Consider the following 18,250-nt stretch of genomic DNA (forward strand, 5'->3'; position numbering starts at 1 on the left):
CTCTTGCTTCACTTGGCGGCCTTGAGGGGAAGCACGGCCCGGATCCGGAAGCCGCCGCCCGGCCGCGGACCGACGTCCAGACTGCCGCTGACCATGCCGACCCGCTCCCGCATGCCGATCAGACCATGGCCCTGGCCGTCGGTACCACCGGCGGCCAGCTGCTCGGCGGTGGAACCGCGCCCGTTGTCCTCGACCAGCACTTCGAGGTCGCGCTCGCGGAAGTCCACCGCGACCCGGGCCCGGGCGCCCGGACCGCCGTGCTTGCGGACGTTGGTGAGCGCCTCCTGGACGATCCGGTAGACCGTCAGCTCCACGCCGCGCGGCAGCTCGCGGACCTCGCCGGTGGCGTCGAAGTCCACCGGGAGCCCGGCCGAGCGGACCTGCTCCAGCAGCTCCGGCAGCTCCTCCACGCTGGGCTGCGGCACGTACTCCTCGGCGGTGTCGGCGGTGCGCAGCACGCCGAGCAGGCGGCGCATCTCCACCAGCGCCTGCCGGCCGGTGGAGGCGATGGTGGCCAGCGCCTCCTTGGCCTGCTGCGGCGAGTTGTCCAGCACGTACGCGGCGCCGTCGGCCTGGACGATCATGACCGAGACGTTGTGCGCGACCACGTCGTGCAGCTCGCGGGCGATCCGGGCCCGCTCGGCGGCGACCGCCACCTTCGACTGGGCGTCGCGCTCGCGCTCCAGCCGGGCGGCCCGGTCCTCCAGCTCCACCAGGTACGCCCGGCGGACCCGGGTGAGCCGGCCCCACGCCCAGCAGAGGATGAACGGCGTGGTCAGCAGCCCGGCCAGGAACAGCGCCCGCAGCGCGTCGCTGCGCTCGTTCTCGGGCGAGATCAGCAGCAGGGTCAGCGGACCGGCCGTCAGGGAGGCGGCCAGCGCCAGCCGCGAGGTCCACTTCGAGCCGAACGCCGCGCCGGTGTACGTGAAGACCAGGTAGCCGATCGACGACATGCCCGGATTGACGCCCATCAGGCACTGCGCCAGGCCCAGGCCCAGGCCGACCGAGGCCACCGTGTTCGGCCAGCGCCGGCGGACCACCATCAGGGCCGGGATCACCACCGCCAGCGCGATGCCCACCGCGTGCTGCCAGGACGAGACCGGGTCCTCCGGGGAGCCGGAGTCCTCGATCGCGACCAGCAGGCCGAAGGCGAACAGCAGCAGCGCCCAGGCAGCGTCCACCACCATCGGGTGTCGGCGGAGCCACGCGTTGAGTCGATGCACCCTTCAAGCCTAGGGAGTCCGGACCACCTCCCAGGTCCGCCGGGAGGGCGATCCCGGTCTACTCCGCAGGGTGGAGGCGCCCCGACCTTCGGTACCGTCCTCGACCATGACGTGGATGCGCTGGCGACCGGCCATGGAACACGCCCTCTACCGGCCCGACGGCGGCTTCTACCGCAGGCCGGAGGGCCCGGCGGGCCATTTCCGAACCTCCGTGCACGCCTCGCCGCACTACGCCCGGGCGGTCGCCCGCCTCCTCGCGGAGACCGACCTCGCCCTCGGCCGCCCGGCGGAGCTGGCCTTCGTCGACCTCGGGGCCGGCCGCGGCGAACTGACCGCCGGCGTGCTCGCCGCCGCCGCGCCGGAGCTGGCCGGGCGGCTGCGCCCGTACGCCGTCGAGCTGGCCGACCGCCCCGCCGGGCTGCCGGACGCGGTGGTGTGGACGGACCGGGTGCCCGAGGGCGTCACCGGCCTGCTGTTCGCCAACGAGTGGCTGGACAACGTGCCGCTGGACGTCGCAGAGCCGGACGAGGACGGGGTGCTGCGCTACGTCGAGGTCGCGGCGGACGGCGAGGAGCGGCCGGGCGCCGAGCTGGAGCCCGAGGACGCGGCCTGGGCGCGCCGCTGGTGGCCGCAGGGCGAGCGGATCGAGCTCGGGCGGCCCCGCGACGAGGCGTGGGCGGCGGCCGTCGGGGCGCTGGACCGCGGGCTCGCGGTGGCCGTGGACTACGCGCACACGACGGGGACCCGGCCCTGGTTCGGCACGCTGACCGGCTTCCGGGACGGTCGGGAGGTCGCCCCCGTACCCGACGGCGGCTGCGACGTCACCGCGCACGTCGCGCTGGACGCGGTGGCCGTCCCCTCGACCGAGGGGCGCATCGTCCACAGCCTGTGGACAACCCAGCGGGAGGCGCTGCGGACACTCGGCGTCCGCGGCGACCGGCCGCCACTGGCCCTGGCGAGCAGCGACCCGGCCGGCTACCTCCGGGCGCTGTCCGGGGCGGGCGAGGCCGCCGAGCTGACCGACCCCGCCGGGCTCGGCGGCTTCCAGTGGCTGGTCCAGGCTGTCCGCATGCCGGTACCGGAGGGGCTGGAGGCCCTGCCGGGGTGGCAGACTCTGTCCCCATGAGGGAGACCACGGTCGGGATCGGCGCGGGCGCACAGACGCTGACGGGCGAGCTGGGCACCAGCGACATGGTGCTCAACATCGGCCCGCAGCACCCGTCCACCCACGGCGTGCTGCGGCTCAAGCTGGTGCTCGACGGCGAGCGCATCGTCGCCGCCGAGCCGGTGATCGGCTACATGCACCGCGGCGCGGAGAAGCTCTTCGAGGCCCGCGACTACCGGCAGATCATCATGCTGGCCAACCGGCACGACTGGCTCTCCGCCTTCGCCAACGAGCTCGGCGTCGTCCTCGCCGTCGAGCGGATGCTCGGCATGGAGGTCCCCCAGCGCGCGGTCTGGCTGCGGACGCTGCTGGCCGAGCTCAATCGGGTGCTCAACCACCTGATGTTCCTCGGCTCGTACCCGCTGGAGCTCGGCGGCATCACCCCGATCTTCCACGCCTTCAACGGCCGCGAGGAGCTCCAGCACGTCCTGGAGGAGGCCTCCGGTGGGCGCATGCACTACATGTTCAACCGGGTCGGCGGCCTCAAGGAGGACCTGCCCGCCGGCTGGCTCGGCCGGGTCCGGACCGCGGTCGGCGTGGTCCGCTCCCAGCTCCCGGTCTTCGAGGACCTGGTCCTCGGCAACGAGATCTTCCGCGGCCGCACCGCCGGCGTCGGCGTACTCAGCCGCGAGCAGGTCCACGCGTACGGCGTCAGCGGCCCGCTCGGTCGGGCCAGCGGCGTCGACTTCGACCTGCGCCGGGACGAGCCCTACCTCGCGTACGGCGAGCTGCAGGACGTCCTGAGGGTCTCGGTCCGGGACGAGGGCGACTGCCTCGCCCGGTTCGAGTGCCTGCTGGAGCAGACGATCAACGCGTTGGAGCTCGCCGACGCCTGCCTCGACCGGCTCGCCGAACTCCCGCCGGGCCCGATCAACCTGCGGCTCCCCAAGGTGCTCAAGGCCCCCGAGGGCGAGACCTACGCCTGGACCGAGAACCCGCTCGGCATCAACGGCTACTACCTGGTCTCGCGCGGCGAGAAGACGCCGTGGCGCCTCAAGCTGCGCTCGGCGTCCTACAACAACATCCAGGCGCTGACCGAACTGCTGCCGGGCACGCTGGTCGCCGACATGGTGGCGATCCTCGGCTCGATGTTCTTCGTCGTCGGAGACATCGACAAGTAACCGCCGACCGGGCGGCACCAATTCGTCCCCGGCCTTCCTCGTCCCACCCACCCCTGGCGCGATGCCGGACCGCACGACAGCCATGCCGCGCGGCGGACGATCGCTATCGAACCAGTGGCAATCGGGCATCCCGCGTGCGAGCTCCATCACACTTCCTTGCGGGAGTTGTGATCAGAGCTGGAAGATCTCGCAGTCATTTTCGGTGACGCAGGATCAGGGGTGGGAACGAGTGAGACACAGACCGTCAGAATCCTTCCTGGGTAAGGGTTCACGCAGAAGACGAACGGTCGGGGGTGTGACCGCGGCGGCGCTCGTGGTCGGTGTGCTCTCGGCGCCCGCGGCCATGGCCGCAGGCGGAAAGCCGGGCTTCAAGGTCCGGCCGGTCCAGCAGCAGAAATCGGTGAACGGAACCGACCTCGCCCCGCAGGGCAAGGCGTCCGTTCCCGCCATGGGGACGTGGAAGCCCGCGGCGGTCAACTGGCCGGGGGCGGCGGAGAGCCGGGTCGACCTGACCGGTGCGGGGAAGGCGGCCCGGCAGGCGGCCGGTACCCCGGTCAAGGTGGCCGCCGCATCGGAGCAGAACGCCCCGAGTGCGGTATCGGTGCAGGTCACCGACCATGCCACGGCCAAGAAGGCAGGGGTGGACGGCCTGCTGGTCGGACTGCGGCGGGACGACGCCGCCTCGGCCGGCGCACCCGTGTCCGTCTCGGTGGACTACTCGCAGATCAAGGGCGCCTTCTCGGCGGACGCCGCCTCGCGGTTGACGCTGGTGTCGCTGCCGGCGTGTGCGCTGACCACGCCGGAGAAGGCGGAATGCCGGACGCGCACGGCGGTGCCGACGGTCAACGACCCGGTCGCGGGGACGCTGACCGCGACGGTCGACGCCGCTCCGGCCGCTGCGAAGGCGTCGGGAGGGGCGAAGGCTTCGGGCGAGTCGGCTCCGTCAGCATTCGCCGCGCCGACCGTGACGCTGTTGGCGGCGGAGACCTCGTCCTCCGCGTCCAGCCCGATGGGCGACTACAAGGCCACCTCGCTGGCCAACTCGGGTTCCTGGTCGCACACCGGCAACACCGGTGGATTCAGCTGGAACTACCCGATCAACGTTCCGGCCGCGCCGGGCGGTCTGGTGCCGAACATTGCGCTCGGATACAGCTCGTCGAGCACGGACGGTCGGACGGCGTCGACGAACAACCAGGTGTCGTGGATCGGTGAGGGCTGGGACTACAACCCCGGTTTCATTGAGCGCAGTTACACCGGTTGCGGGGACGACCAGTACCAAGGCAACAACTCGGCGAAGACCGGTGACCTGTGCTGGAAGTCCGACAACGCGACCATGTCGCTGAACGGTTCGTCCACTCCGCTGGTGAAGGTGGACGACCGGACCTGGCGCCCGGCCAACGACGACGGATCCCGGATCGAGCGGATCCGCGGTGAGGCGATCGGCAACGGCGACGACGACAACGAGTACTGGAAGGTCACCGACACCTCCGGCACCCAGTTCTGGTTCGGCCGGAACAAGCTGCCGATCTCGCTGGAGTCGACCGAGGACACCAACTCGGCCTGGACGGTGCCGGTCTACGGCAACCACGCGGGCGAGCCGGGCAACGCCGGCACCTTCGCCGCGTCGGTGAAGACCCAGGCCTGGCGCTGGAACCTCGACTACGTCGTCGACGCGCACGGCAACGCGATGGCGTACTACTACGACCGCGAGACCAACGCGTACGGCCAGAACATGAAGACCGATTCGGGTGCGGTGTCGTATGTGCGCGGCGGTTACCTGAAGCGGATCGACTACGGTCTGCGCGGCGACCTGGGGGCGCCGTCGAAGGCGTCGGGCCAGGTGCAGTTCACGGTCGGCGAGCGCTGCCTGACCACCTGCACGACGTTCGACAAGGCGCACGCGACGGACTGGCCGGATGTTCCGGTCGACCAGGACTGCGCCGCCAACTCCGCCTGTTTGAACGTCTCTCCGACGTTCTGGTCGCGCAAGCGGCTGACCCAGATCAGCACCTTCTCCCGGCTCGGCGGCACGCTGACGCCGGTGGACCAGTGGGCGCTGAGCCAGACGCTGCCGCCGACCGGTGACTCCTCGACGCCGTCACTGTGGCTGGCCTCGATCGACCGGACCTTCCAGGCCGGCTCGCTCACGGACGTGAAGCTGCCGCAACCGATGAAGTTCACCGGTGACCTGTACGACAACCGGGTGGACGCGGCCGAGGGCCGACCGCCGATGCACAAGTACCGCATGATCAAGATCACCAACGAGACCGGCGGTGACACCCTCATCTCCTACCGGCCCACCGAGTGCGTCTACGGCTCCACCCCGGCGCCGGAGTCCAACGACAAGGCCTGCTTCCCGTCCTACTGGACGCCGGAGGGCCAGGCCCAGGTGCTGGACTGGTTCCACAAGTACCTGGTCGCCTCGGTCACCGAGGACGACACCACCGCCGGCTCCGGCTCCGAGTCCAAGGTCACCTCGTACGAGTACCTCGGCGGCGCCGCCTGGCACCGCGACGACTCCGAGTTCACCCCGGACGCCACCCGCACCTACAACCAGTTCCGCGGCTACGCCAAGGTCCGCACCCGCGTCGGTTCGGTCAACAAGACCCTCACCGAGACCGAGTACTTCCGCGGCATGGACGGCGACGTCCTGCCCGGCGGCGGCAAGCGCGCGGTGAGTGTCAACGGCATCACTGACGCCGACGGGTTCGAGGGCCGCCCGGCGAAGGTCTCGACCTTCGACCAGGACAACGGCACGGTGGTCGTCGAGGCGACCAGCACGCCCTGGCAGAGTGCCGCGAACGCCTCGTACACGCCGAAGAGCCTGTCGGGCAAGGACGGCCAAGCCGGTGTCGACCTGCCCGCCGTCGAGGCCCGCTTCTCCGGCACGGCCTCCGAGCAGACCCGCACCTGGCTCTCCGGCACCACCTGGCGCACCACGAAGCTGAACCAGACGTACGACTCCACGTACGGGCGGCTCACCGAGGTCAGCGACGAGGGCGACACCGCCGTGACCGGCGACGAGTCCTGCACCCGCACCGTCTACACGGCGCCGGACACCACCAACTGGCTGAACAGCTTCCCCGCGTCGTCCATCGCGGACTCCACGCTCTGCTCGACCCCGTCGGCCCCGGCGACCGCCATCGGCGGGACCCGGACCTCGTACGACGGCCAGCCTGTCGGCACGGTGCCGGTGTACGGCAAGGCGTACGTGACCAAGACCGAGCAACTGGAGCGCTACAACGGCTCGACGGCGGTGTGGAACACCACGCTGAACGGCTCGTCGTTCGACCGCTACGGCCGTCCGACCTCGGTCACCGGCGAGGACAACCAGACCGCGACCACGGTCTACACGCCCGCCGACGGCGAGCAGCCCACGTCGGTCAAGGTCACCAACCCCGCGGGTCAGTCGACGACCACGACCTACGACGGTCTGCGCGGCTTGACCCTGGCTTCCGGTGATGTCGCGGGCCGCACCACCAACAGCAAGTACGACGCGGCCGGCCGGCTCACGTCGACCTGGGACGCCGGACGGGCCACCAACCTGGCCGCCAACGCGACCTTCGGGTACGCGCTGTCCGCGACCGCGCCGACGGCCGTCACGACCAAGGTCCTGCTGGAGGACGGGTCCTACCGGACGGCGACCGGAATCATGGACTCCTTCCTGAGGCTGCGCCAGAACCAGGTCGAGTCGACCACGACGGGTCGGACGATCACCGACACCTTCTACGACTCGCACGGCCGGGAGTGGAAGACCAACGCGGACTACTGGAACAGCCTGGGCGTCTCCTCCACGATGTACTCGGTGGCGGACAACCAGATCCCGTCCCAGACCGTGATCGAGTTCGACGGCCGCTCCCGGCCGACGGCCTCGGTGCTGAAGTCGCTGAACGTGGAGAAGTGGCGGACCACCACCGCCTACGGCGGAGACTGGACCTCGAAGGTTCCGCCGGCCGGCGGAACCGCGACGCTGATCCGCACCAACGCCAAGGGCCAGACGGTCGAGCTGCGGAACTACAAGGACCGCAACCCGCTGATCGGCGCGGCCGCCACCCAGTACGAGGCGATCACCTACCAGTACGACCTCGGGGGCCGGCTGACCAAGGTGACCGATGCGACCGGGAAGAACAGCTGGTCGTACAGCTACGACCTGCGCGGTCGTCAGGTCCACACGGTGGATCCGGACAAGGGCACCGCCGACAGCGTCTACGGCGCTGACGGTCGCCTGGCGACCATGACCGCCGCGGTGGGCACCGCCGATCAGGCCACGATCGGATACACCTACGACAACCTCGGCCGTAAGCGGACCCTCCGCTCCGGCTCGACCACGGGCACGGTGCTCGACGAGTGGACGTACGACACCGCCCCGGGCGGAGTCGGTCTGCCCGCCACCTCTTCCCGCTACAGCACCGTCGGCGGGGCGACCTACACCTACAAGACCACCGTGAAGGGCTACGACACGGCGGGCCGGTCCACCGGCACCACGTTCACGGTGCCGAGCGTGCCCAAGGAGGAGAAGCTCGCGGGTGACTACACCCTCGACTACACCTACACCCCGAACACCGGTCTGCCGAACACCACCGCGTACTCGACGACCAACACCAACGCGTCGTCGGCGCTGCCGGCGGAGACGCTGACCAACGGGTACGACAAGTACGGGCAGTTGGGATCGGTCTCCAGCTCGCTGGGGACCAGCTACCTGGGCGGTGCCAAGTACTCGGCGTTCGGCCAGACCCTGCAGGCGCAGCTGGGCACGATCGGCGGCCGCGTGGTGCGGACGAACACCTTCGACGAGCCGACCCGCCGCCTGGTCAACGTGGCGGACGACCGCGAGGCGTCCGGTCCGCAGACCCTGACCAACGCCACGTACACCTACAACCCGGTGGGTGACATCACTCAGATCAAGGACGAGCAGAACGACAAGACCGTCACCGACACCCAGTGCTTCCAGACCGACTGGTCGCGGCGCCTGACCGAGGCGTGGACCTCCGGTGACAGCTGCTCCACCAACCCGACCAGTGTCGGCGGCCCGAACCTGGGCAGCGTCGACCCGTACTGGACGAGTTGGACCTTCGACGCCGCGGGCAACCGCACCAAGGAGACCCAGCACAAGGCCGGTGCCGCCACCGCGGACACGGTCAACACCTACAGCTACCCGACCACCACCGGTGCCGCCCGCCCGCACGCCACCACCCAGGTGGCCACCACTGGCGCCAGCACCGCCACCACCGGCTTCGGGTACGACAACAACGGCAACCTGAAGTCGAAGACCGTGAACGGCACCGTCCAGCAGACCCTCACCTGGGACCTGGAAGGACACCTGGCCACCTCCACCCCCGGGCCGACGGCCGGCGCCACCACCAGCTCCGACGTCTACGAGGCGGACGGCACCCGGATCCTGCGCCGCGACCCGGCAACGGTGACGCTCTACCTGCCCGGCGACCAGGAGCTGGCGCTCAACCTCGCCGGCAACACCGTCACCGGCACCCGGTACTGCTCGGTGCCCGAGGCGACCGCGGTCCGCACCAGCAGCGACGGCAAGGTCCGGTACCTGCTGGCCGACCACCACGGCACCAACAACCTGTCGATCAACGCCACCACCATGGCGTTCAACCGCAAGAAGTCGTCCCCGTACGGCGCTCTTCGTGGGGCGGCCCCGGCGGCCTGGCCGGGCGAGCGCGGATTCGTCGGCGGCACGACCGACACCGCCGACGGCTACACCCACATCGGAGCCCGTGAGTACGACCCGGTGACCGGACGCTTCCTCAGCCCGGACCCGCTGATCGACCTCACCGACCCCACCCAGATGGGCGGCTACGCCTACAGCAACCACAACCCGGTCTCGTCCAGCGACCCGACCGGCATGATGAACATGGCCTTCATCGACGGCGGCGGGGACTGGACCCCCACCACTCCCGCCTGCGACGTCGCCTGCCAGGCGGCCCAGCTGGCGGACCTCGGGCCGTCCACCTCGGACAGCCAGGTCGGCAACGCGGTCCAGAAGAAGAAGAAGCGAGGCTTCTGGGACGGAGTCCTGGACACCGGTGTCGGCATGATCAAGGGCGCCGTGAAGCCGCTCACCGACCTCGGCGGATGCATCAAGGGCCGCGACGGTTCCTGCGGAGAGTTCGGATCCGACCTGCTCAACGGCCTTCCGCCGGTTGCCGCCTACCGGACCGTGAACGGCGTGATCGACACCTACAAGATGGTCGATCAGGAGATCAGTGACGGCGAGTACGCCTACCTGGGCGGGCAGGTGACCACGGTCATTGTCGTCGGTGCGCTGACCAAGAAGCTCACCCCGGCCCCGGCGGCCGGCGTCGCCGCAGAGGCGGAGGCGGCCGGTGCGGCAGGAGCCGCGGCGGAGACCACAACCGGTGCCGCCGCGAGTGCCACGGCCGGCCTTCCCCCGCTCCGCCTCGCCTACATCGGCGAGGTGGAAGCGCTGGGCGAGACCGGGGCCGCCATGCGGGCGGCGGGGTCCAGCGTCGAGGACATCGCCAGGGCACTCCACCAGGCCCGTAGGGACATCGGAGTAAAGTACAAGGACCTCACCCCGGAACCCCTTCGCAGCACCATCTACGAGCGGAACATCGCCAAGTACGGCGACCCGCTCGGCCCCACGGTGGATTGGCTGCGGGCCAAGGGCAAGAGCTGGGAGCAGATCATCGAAGGCGCCACGCGAACCGGTGGAGCCGACCTCGGACTGAACAAGAAGTGATGACCGTGCTCGTTGAATCGTATGGAGTCTTCCAGTCGGTGGCGGAGTTCACTCCGGCCACCGGGGAGCTGGGGCCGGAGCGGGTCCGAAACCAGGCGCAGGACCGACCGGCGGGATGCTACGGGTACCTCGACGGGAAGCTGCTGGTGGTGTTTCGCGAAGGCGGCGAGATCCTGCTGCGCGCGCTCGGTCGGACGTTCCGGGTTTCGTCCGGAGCGATCCGCCACGAAAGCCGCGGCGGCGTCTGCACGCTCCACCTCGATGTCGACACCGCCATCGGTTACCAGGAGCCGGAGGAGATCGGTCAGCTCGAATTCGACACGACGGCGTTCGTCGAGGCCGAGGATTTCGACCTCGGGCTCTTCGTGGCGAACCTCGCGGCGGACCCCGACAGGGCCGGCCGGACCTACACGGTCCAGGAGGACCGGGTCAGTGAGTGAGCCGGTCCTGAGGACCGCGCACAGATAGTGCGAACCGGTGGCCGGCCGATCAGGCCGGCCACCGGCGTTTTCGTCGACGGCCGGGCGACGGTCAGTCGGCGGGGTGGGGGGCCAGCTTCTTGTGGCCCTTCGCCGCGATGCGGGCCTCGCAGAGCTCGACCAGGACGTCGTACGCGGGCTTGCCCATCAGCTCGGTGAGCTCGGGGCGGTAGCTGACGTAGACCGGGTCGGGGGCGTTGTGCGCCTCCGGGGAGCCGGTGCACCACCAGTGCAGGTCGTGGCCGCCGGGGCCCCAGCCGCGGCGGTCGTACTCGCCGATGGAGACCTGGAGGTAGCGGGTGTCGTCGGGGCGGTCGATCCAGTCGTAGGTGCGGCGGACCGGGAGCTGCCAGCAGACGTCCGGCTTGGTCTCCAGCGGCTCCTTGCCCTCGCGCAGGGCCAGGATGTGCAGCGAGCAGCCCGCGCCGCCGGGGAACCCGGGGCTGTTCAGGAAGAGGCAGGCGCCGTTCACCCGGCGGGTCTGGCGGTCGCCGTCCTCGTCGAACATGGTGATGCCGCCGTCGACCAGGATCCGGCCCTCGGCGTCGGTGCCGTGCTCGTGGTTCTCCCAGATGTCCGGGGTGAGCCGGGAGGCGTGCCCGATGACGCGCTGCTCGTCGTCCTCGTCGGAGTAGTGGGCGCCGAGCGTGCAGCACCCGTCGGACTCGCCGCGGCCGGGCCGGATGCCGTGGCAGCCCTTGCCGAAGATGCAGCCCCAGCGGGAGGTCAGCCAGGTCAGGTCGCAGCGGAACACCTGGTCGGCGTCGGCCGGGTCGGTGAACTCGACCCAGGCGCGCGGGAAGTCGAGCGGCACCTCGCCGACGGTCGGCATCGCCAGGTCGACGGCCTTGCTCTTTTTGGACTTCTTGCTCTTCGCGGTCTCTGCTGCTGCCACCCGGCAAGGGTATGGCCTCGGAGGGCCGGACCGGCCCGGTCGGCGGTGGCAATTGCGATGATTTCTCGGCGAACGTCCGCAATGGTCCGGTCGAGGGTGGTGAAACCGCTGTGAAAAGGGCCGCAGCCGGGGCGGTGGGCCCGGGGGGCGGGCCTAGGATGGCGCGAGGCCGGACGACGGCCGGGTGCTCCGGCGCCCACGGGGACGGGGGAGGGACGCGGCGATGGCCGATGTCAGGATCAACACGTGGGAAGTCCACGGCGAGGGGCGGGAGTTCGAGACCGTCTCGGGCGAGTTCCAGCGCGCGGCGGTGAACCTGGAGCAGCAGCTGGCCGGCCTCGGCACCCCGTGGGGCACCGACGAGCCCGGGGTGCCGTTCGGCGGCGCGTACGGCGAGGCGCGCGAGGGCGTGCTGGCCGGACTGCAGGGCCTGGCGGACCGGCTCGGCCGGATCGGCACCGGCCTGCACACCATGGCGGACAGCGTCGAGCACACCGACCGCCAGGTCAAGGTCGACTTCACCGGGCTGGAGGGCGGACTCGGCTCCGCCGCGCCCGGCGCAACCGGGCACGGCCCCGGCGCCGTCTGATTCCCGGAACAGGTGGGCGGCGGCACGCAGTTGCCGTACGCCGGCTTGAACCGTGTCCGACGTCGCACCCGACGTCGCACCCGACATCGCACCTGACATCGCACGCGCATGCGCACCACGCCTGATCCCGCACCACCCGAAGGGGGAGAGCACGTGTCCAGGAAGCTGCCCGAGGAGCTGGCCCCCGCGCTGGCGCGGACCGGTCACCACTGGCCGCAGGCGGACGAGGACGGGCTGCGCCGGGCAGCGGCGGTGTGGCGGGAGTTCGGCGCCGACGCCGAGCAGCTGGCCCGGCGCGGCGCGTCGTCCGCCGAGCGGGTCACCGCCGAGAACTCCGGTCCGGCCGTCGACGCCTTCGCCGAGCACTGGCGGGCGTTCGCCGGGAGCGGCCGCGGCCACCTGGACGACGCGCACGGCGCCGCCGAGACGATGGGCCGGGCCTTCGACCGGGCGGCCTGCGCCGTCGACCACTGCAAGGCCGAAGTGATCGCCGTCCTCACCGAGTTGGCCGAGGAGATCAAGAAGGCCGACGCCGCCGAGGCGAAGGCCGAGCAGCAGATGTCGCACGCCGGCGACGGCCTGGCCGGGCTGGTCGGCGCCGCCGTCGGCGCGGTCAAGGACGTGGTCGCCGAGGTCGGCGAGGCGGTCGCCGTCGAGGGTGCCAAGCTGAAGATCGCCGGGCTGCTGCACGAGCTCGCCCGGGAGATGAAGGACGCCGTCCAGGCCGCCGCCAAGGAGCCGGCGGTCATCGCGCTGGAGCGGATCGCCCAGGCGGACGGGCGCGGCCTGCACGGCGAGAAGCGCGAGTACAGCGCCGCCCGGGTGATGTCCGCCGGCAGCGCCGGCGGGGCGGCCGGGGCCGCCGCCGCGAAGGTCGCCCGCTCGGTCGAGGTCGCCGGGGTCCGCGAACTGCGCCCCGCCGTCGACCAGGACGGCGCGATCAAGACCGACCGGCACGGCAACCCGATCCTGGTCGGCGCGGACGGCAAGGAGGTCCGCGGCGTCGAAGGCGTGCAGATCACCGTCGGCGAGGACGGCCGCGCGCAGGTGGTCGACGCCGAGGGCAAGCCGGTCAGCGGCCTCGCCGTCGGCGAGGACGGCCGCCCGCTGCGCGGCACCGACGGCAAGCCGCTGCTGGTCGGCGGCACCGGCGTCCTGATCGGCACCGGCCTCGCCCTGGCCCTGTCCGCCGACGGCCGGCCGCAGGTCGGCGCCGACGGCCACCCCGTACTGCTCGGCGCGGACGGCCGACAGGTCTCCGCGCTCGCCGCCGACTCCCAGGGCCGACTGCTGGCCGGCGTCGACGGCACGGCGGTGACGGTCGGTCAGGACGGCCACGCCACCGGCCCGGACGGCCGCACCGTGGTCTTCGACCAGCACGGCCGGCCGGTCCCGCTCGGCGGCCCCGGCGACCACGGCGGGCTGCAGGTGAACATCGGCGGACAGCCGGTGCTCGGCGTGGACCAGCACGGCGTCCAGATCGGCGCCGACACCCCCGGCGACGGCCCCGCGCCGCACGGCAAGCACGGCGGCCCGCAGGTCGTGATCGGCCCCGACGGGCCGGACGGGCGCGGCGGCATCACCGTCCAGGCGGCCGGCATGTCCGCCGGCGTCCAGACCCCGGCCGACGGCGGTATCTGGCCGAACGGCGGCGGCAACGACCAGGGCAACGGCGGCCAGGGCAACGGACACGGCCGCGGCAGCAGCACCTACACCGGCCACGCCAACGGCGGCTACACCGGCGGGTACCAGGCGCCGGCGGCGGCCTTCGACCCGGACGACGGCTGGACGCCGCCCCCGGTCCACCACGGCCCGGCGGCCGTGCACACCGACTCCGTCGCGGTCGCCCCCGCGCCCGGCGCGCCCGTCTCCACCGGTGACATCTGGTCCGGCGGTGGCGGCCACCGGGCGGCCGAGCCGTCCTTCGGCGGCGGCGCGTCCGGCGGCGGCCACGCCTCGGCTGGCTCCGGGAACTTCCAACTCGGTCCGGTCGGCGGCGGCTCCCCGCTCGGCGGCGGATCCGTCGCGTCCGGCGGCATGCTCGGCGGCCCGGTCGGCGCGGGCCCGGTCGCCGGTGCACCCGTCGCCGGCGGAGGTCCGGTCGGCGCCGGTCCGGTCGCCGGCGCGGCACCCGGCGGCGCCGCCCCCGCGGCCGGTACGGGCGGCACCCCCGTCCAGACCGGTCCGGTCGCCGGCACGCCCGGCGCGGCCGGGGCGCCCGGTGCCGCCGGTTCGGCGGGTGCCGGTGCCCAGCAGGGCGGCGCCGCCGTCATCGGCGTCGGCCAGCACACCACCCAGCAGGCACCCGGCGCCGGCCCGCGACCGCCCGCCGGCGGCCCCGCGCAGCCCGGCGGCGGTGCGATCGGGCAGTACACGCCCGCCAACCCGGTCCGCTTCGACCCGGTCACCGACACCGACCGCCGCCGCGGCCCCGACGGCGGACCGCTCTCCGCGCTGCCCGTCCACCCCGGACAGGTCGCCGCCGCCTGGCTCGTCTGGCAGACCTACCGCACCGCGCCCCCCGCGCCGCCCGCCGAACCCGGCACCCCGCGGACCATCGCCGACAGCCGCCCGTACGGCCTGCCCGGCGGACTCGGCCCGGTCGACCCCGCACACCAGGCGGACGCCGTCCGGCGCACCCCGCTGCCCGCGCCCGACCCGCGGGCCGGCGACTGGATCGAGGCGCTCAACGGCGGCGGCCCCCGTGAGGCCGGGCGCGCCAACAACTCCGTCGACGTCGCGCTGTCCGGCGTGGACACCGTCGGCGGGTACCCCACCTGCGCCGCACCCCGGCTGCCCGACGGGCCCGCCGGCGAGCGCGGCGGACGCGACCGCGCCGAACGGGAACTCGGCGCGCTCTTCCTCGACCTCGGGGACGGCGACGGCGGCTACCGGCAGGTGGCGGGGGCGCTGCGGGCCGCGGGCAGCGGCAGCCGCGCGGTCCTGCTCACCCTGGACGGGTTCGGGCGCTCGCACACCTGGAACGCGGTCAACCACCAGGGCGAGATCACCTGGCTCGACCACCTCACCGGCTACCGCTCCGACCGGCCGCTCTACCCGGCCGACAACGGCCTCTGGGCCATCGCCGTCGCCGCGGACAACCGCCCGCTCGACCTCGCCGAACCCCTCCCCGCCACCACCGCCGTCCCGGCCGAGCCGGCACAGCCGGTTGCCACCACCCCGGCGGAGCCCAGGAGCGGCGCTGCCGCCCCGGCCGCAGCCGAACCGCAGCCGCCCGTGCGCCCCGCGGAGCCGGTGGACACCGTGGCCGCTCCGGCCACCGCAGGCGCCGCGACGCAGCCCGCCGATCGCCCGGTGGAGCCGGTGCCCGTCGCACCGCCGCAGCCGGCCCAGGCCGGGCCGGTGGACGCCGTTGCCGTTCCGGCCGCGCCGGCCGTCCCGGCGCAGCCGCCCGTCGGTCCGGCGGAGCCGGTTGCCGTTGCCGTTCCGGCGGAGCCCTCCGGGCGTCCGGCGGAGCCGGTGCCTGCCGCGCCGCGGTCGCGGCTCACTGTCCACCGCACCGCCGGGAGCAGCAAGCGATGATCACCCGAGAGCAGGCTCTCGCCGCCGCCCACCGCTGGGTGAACGGCGACCTTCCGCAGGACACCGCGCGGCCGGTGCGTTCGTTCGAGTTCGACCTGGGCTGGGTGGTGTGGCCGGAGCCGTCGCCGGTGCAGGTGGATCCGCTGACCGGGGCGCGCCGGGCGCCGGAGGAGATCGGCGCCGCGTGCGCGGTGGTGGACCGGGCGAGCGGTGAGTTGAGCGTGTGGCCGTCGGTGCCGGTGCCGGAGGTGGTCCGGGTGTACCGGGACCGGCTGGGTGCGGGCAGTCACGATCCGGCGCTGCCGCCGGTGACCGGCCCGGGTTCACGGACGGAGCTCGCCTACCGGGACGCGGCGGGCGAGCCGCAGTCGCTGGTGGTGGAGTCGGCGCCGGGGCTGCCGCATCCGGCGCTGCGCGGCTGGCGGCAGTTGCAGCGGCAGGGCGTGACCGCGGCCGACGTGCTGGCGATCCGTACCGATCTGCGGCCGACGATGCTGCCGGGCGGCTACTGGGCGCAGCGCCTGCTGGCGGAGCTGCCCGAGGTGCCGGTCGGCTACGACCTGCCGTACGGGCCGAGGTTCGACCACCGGGCGGCGGACGTCCGGACCCTGGCGGCGCGGCGCGGGACCCCGTTCAACCGGGTGCCGTTCCCGGTCGCGGTGGCGCCGGCGCCGGTCGAGTCGGCGGAGGCGCTGGCGGGCCGGCTGGCGGCGGTGTTCGGGGTGGACGGCGTGTGCCGGTTCGACCCGGACGCGGTGGCCGCCGCGGATCTGCCGGCGGCGGTGGCGGGTCCGCTGCTGGAGGTGGGTCTGCCGAGGCGGGTCGAGGGTTTCTTCGTGGTGCACCATCCGGCGGCGGACGGTGTCGCCGAGGCGGCGGGTCCGGTGCTGCCGGACGTCGCCGCGCTGGTCGAGGCGCTCGGCCGGGGCACCCGGGCGACCGCGGCCGCCCGGGCGGCGCTGCTCGGACAGCTGCTGGTCGGTTCGGACGGTTGGGCGCTGATCACCGTGGACACCGCGCAGGGGCGGGTCCGCGCGGTCGACCCGGACGACTGCACGGCTCGGCACTGCAATGCCGACCTGACCGCGTTCATCCGGTCGCTGCTGTTGTTCGCCGAGCGCTACCCGCGGCTGCGCGACCTGCCGCCGGCGGCCGCCGGGCCGGCCGTCGCCGAGCTCCAGTGGGCGCTGGCCACGCTGGACGCCACCGCCTTCGCGGACCCGGAGAACTGGTGGGCCGTGATCGTCGAGCAGCTCTGGCACGGTGTGCTGTGACCAAGTGGACCAAGAGCCCCGCGCCGGCCGTGGTGTTCGGCCTGGTGGCGGCCCCGGCGGTTGCCTGGGTGGTCGCCGGGATGATCGCCCACCAGCTCCGGGCCTGCTACGGGCACCTGGACGCGAGCTCCGCCATGACCGCGAACGGCGCGTTCGTCGTCGTCTCGGTGCTGGCGTTCGTGGTCGGCGCGGTCGCGCTGATGATCACGCTCACCCTGCGCCGGGTGGAGCAGGCACCCCACCCGGCGCGGGTGATGATCGCGGTGATGGGCGGGGCGGTCCTGTTCTCCGCGTTCGTCGCCCTGACCCTGCTCTCGGGGCCGTCCGGCGACGAGTGCCCGCCCCACGGCTACGGCGCCTCGGCGGTGCTGCTCACTCGTTGAGGAAGGCCTCCAGGCGGGCGGCGAGGCGCACCGGCAGCTCGTACTGCGGGTAGTGGCCGCAGTTGCCCAGCACCTCCAGCTCCGCCTCCGGGTAGTGGGTGAGCCAGGTGGCGCGCATCAGGGGCTCGTTCAGGGCGACGTCGTGCTCGCCGATGAAGACCTTCACGGGGAGGCGGGAGCCGGCGATCTTGGCGGCGAAGTCCTGGGTGGTCCAGTCGGCGAGGTACCCGGCGAAGGCCTCCGGGCGGGACTGGGCGAGCGACTGGGCGGTCATCCGGTCCAGCCACACCGCGCCCGCCCGCCGGCCGGTGACCAGGTCGAGGATGGCCCGCCGGTTCGCGGGCCGCTCCACGGCGCCGTGGAAGAGCTCGTACGCGTCGCCCTCCAGCCGGTACTCCGAGGCCGGCACCGGGGTCAGTCCGACCAGTTTGCGGACCCGGTGCGGCGCCTCGGCCAGCACCCGCTGCACCGCCTTGCCGCCCATCGAGTGCCCGACCAGCGAGAACTCCTCCCAGCCCAGCTCGTCGGCGAGCGCCAGCACGTCCTCGGCGATCTCCGCCAGGGTGTACGTGCCGGGGACGTCCAGCCGCTCGCCGTACCCCCGGTAGTCCGGCAGGGCGTAGGTGAACACGTCGCCGTCCAGGCAGTCCAGGAAGGCGCCCCAGCCTGCGCTGGTGCCGAACCAGTCGTGCAGCACGATGACCCGGTGCTCGCCGCTGCCGATGATCCGGTGAGTGATCGTCATGTCGGGTTCTCCTCGCGGAAGATGGTGAGGGGGACGATGCCGGGCAGTGTCCTCCCCCGACCGCCGGCCGGGCAATCGAACAGGCCGGGGAGGACCGATTCGGGCAGGTGAG

At 72.8% G+C, this 18,250-nt stretch carries 11 protein-coding genes; 8 read left to right on the plus strand and 3 right to left on the minus strand.

What is annotated here, in order from left to right; genetic code table 11:
- Window positions 1-8: 8 nt before the first annotated feature.
- A complete protein-coding gene (locus ACGFX4_RS24330) occupies window positions 9-1,223 on the minus strand; it encodes a sensor histidine kinase (protein WP_393078087.1) in 1,215 nt (404 codons plus the stop codon).
- Between the two features lie 106 nt (window positions 1,224-1,329).
- Between ACGFX4_RS24330 and ACGFX4_RS24335 the strand changes: the two genes are divergently transcribed.
- From ACGFX4_RS24335 to ACGFX4_RS24350, 4 genes are all read left to right on the plus strand, one after another.
- Window positions 1,330-2,349, plus strand: a complete 1,020-nt coding sequence (locus ACGFX4_RS24335; protein WP_393078090.1) for an SAM-dependent methyltransferase — start codon at window positions 1,330-1,332, stop codon at window positions 2,347-2,349.
- Window positions 2,346-3,509, plus strand: a complete 1,164-nt coding sequence (locus tag ACGFX4_RS24340) for an NADH-quinone oxidoreductase subunit D (protein ID WP_393078092.1) — start codon at window positions 2,346-2,348, stop codon at window positions 3,507-3,509. Before ACGFX4_RS24335 ends, ACGFX4_RS24340 begins: the two co-directional genes overlap by 4 nt.
- Before the next feature lie 295 nt (window positions 3,510-3,804).
- Window positions 3,805-10,230, plus strand: a complete 6,426-nt coding sequence (locus ACGFX4_RS24345; protein WP_393078095.1) for an RHS repeat-associated core domain-containing protein — start codon at window positions 3,805-3,807, stop codon at window positions 10,228-10,230.
- A complete protein-coding gene (locus ACGFX4_RS24350; RefSeq protein ID WP_393078098.1) occupies window positions 10,230-10,670 on the plus strand; it encodes a hypothetical protein in 441 nt (146 codons plus the stop codon). The genes ACGFX4_RS24345 and ACGFX4_RS24350 overlap by 1 nt, the downstream gene beginning before the upstream one ends.
- A gap of 91 nt (window positions 10,671-10,761) precedes the next feature.
- Here the strand turns inward: ACGFX4_RS24350 and ACGFX4_RS24355 are convergent, their stop codons facing one another.
- Entirely contained in the window at window positions 10,762-11,541 is a 780-nt protein-coding gene (locus tag ACGFX4_RS24355; RefSeq protein WP_393078336.1) for a hypothetical protein, read from the minus strand.
- 286 nt (window positions 11,542-11,827) lie between these two features.
- Between ACGFX4_RS24355 and ACGFX4_RS24360 the strand changes: the two genes are divergently transcribed.
- The 4 genes from ACGFX4_RS24360 to ACGFX4_RS24375 all read left to right on the plus strand — a co-directional run bounded on the left by ACGFX4_RS24360 (window position 11,828) and on the right by ACGFX4_RS24375 (window position 17,393).
- Window positions 11,828-12,193, plus strand: coding sequence for a hypothetical protein (locus tag ACGFX4_RS24360; protein ID WP_393078101.1), 366 nt, complete (start codon window positions 11,828-11,830; stop codon window positions 12,191-12,193).
- Between the two features lie 153 nt (window positions 12,194-12,346).
- On the plus strand, window positions 12,347-15,736 hold the full coding sequence (locus ACGFX4_RS24365) for a toxin glutamine deamidase domain-containing protein (RefSeq protein WP_393078104.1): 3,390 nt from the start codon (window positions 12,347-12,349) through the stop codon (window positions 15,734-15,736).
- Entirely contained in the window at window positions 15,733-17,010 is a 1,278-nt protein-coding gene (locus ACGFX4_RS24370) for an SUKH-4 family immunity protein (RefSeq protein ID WP_393078107.1), read from the plus strand. Before ACGFX4_RS24365 ends, ACGFX4_RS24370 begins: the two co-directional genes overlap by 4 nt.
- The gene (locus ACGFX4_RS24375; protein ID WP_393078110.1) at window positions 17,007-17,393 is read left to right on the plus strand and encodes a hypothetical protein; all 387 of its coding nucleotides are present in this window, start codon (window positions 17,007-17,009) and stop codon (window positions 17,391-17,393) included. The genes ACGFX4_RS24370 and ACGFX4_RS24375 overlap by 4 nt, the downstream gene beginning before the upstream one ends.
- On the opposite strand, the gene ACGFX4_RS24380 is transcribed toward ACGFX4_RS24375, so the two are convergent.
- The gene (locus tag ACGFX4_RS24380) at window positions 17,383-18,138 is read right to left on the minus strand and encodes an alpha/beta fold hydrolase (protein WP_393078113.1); all 756 of its coding nucleotides are present in this window, start codon (window positions 18,136-18,138) and stop codon (window positions 17,383-17,385) included. The two genes, ACGFX4_RS24375 and ACGFX4_RS24380, sit on opposite strands and share 11 nt — an antisense overlap.
- Between the last annotated feature and the right edge of the window lie 112 nt (window positions 18,139-18,250).

Origin of the sequence: Kitasatospora sp. NPDC048365, from assembly GCF_043200835.1 — a bacterium.
GTDB lineage: Bacteria > Actinomycetota > Actinomycetes > Streptomycetales > Streptomycetaceae > Kitasatospora > Kitasatospora terrestris.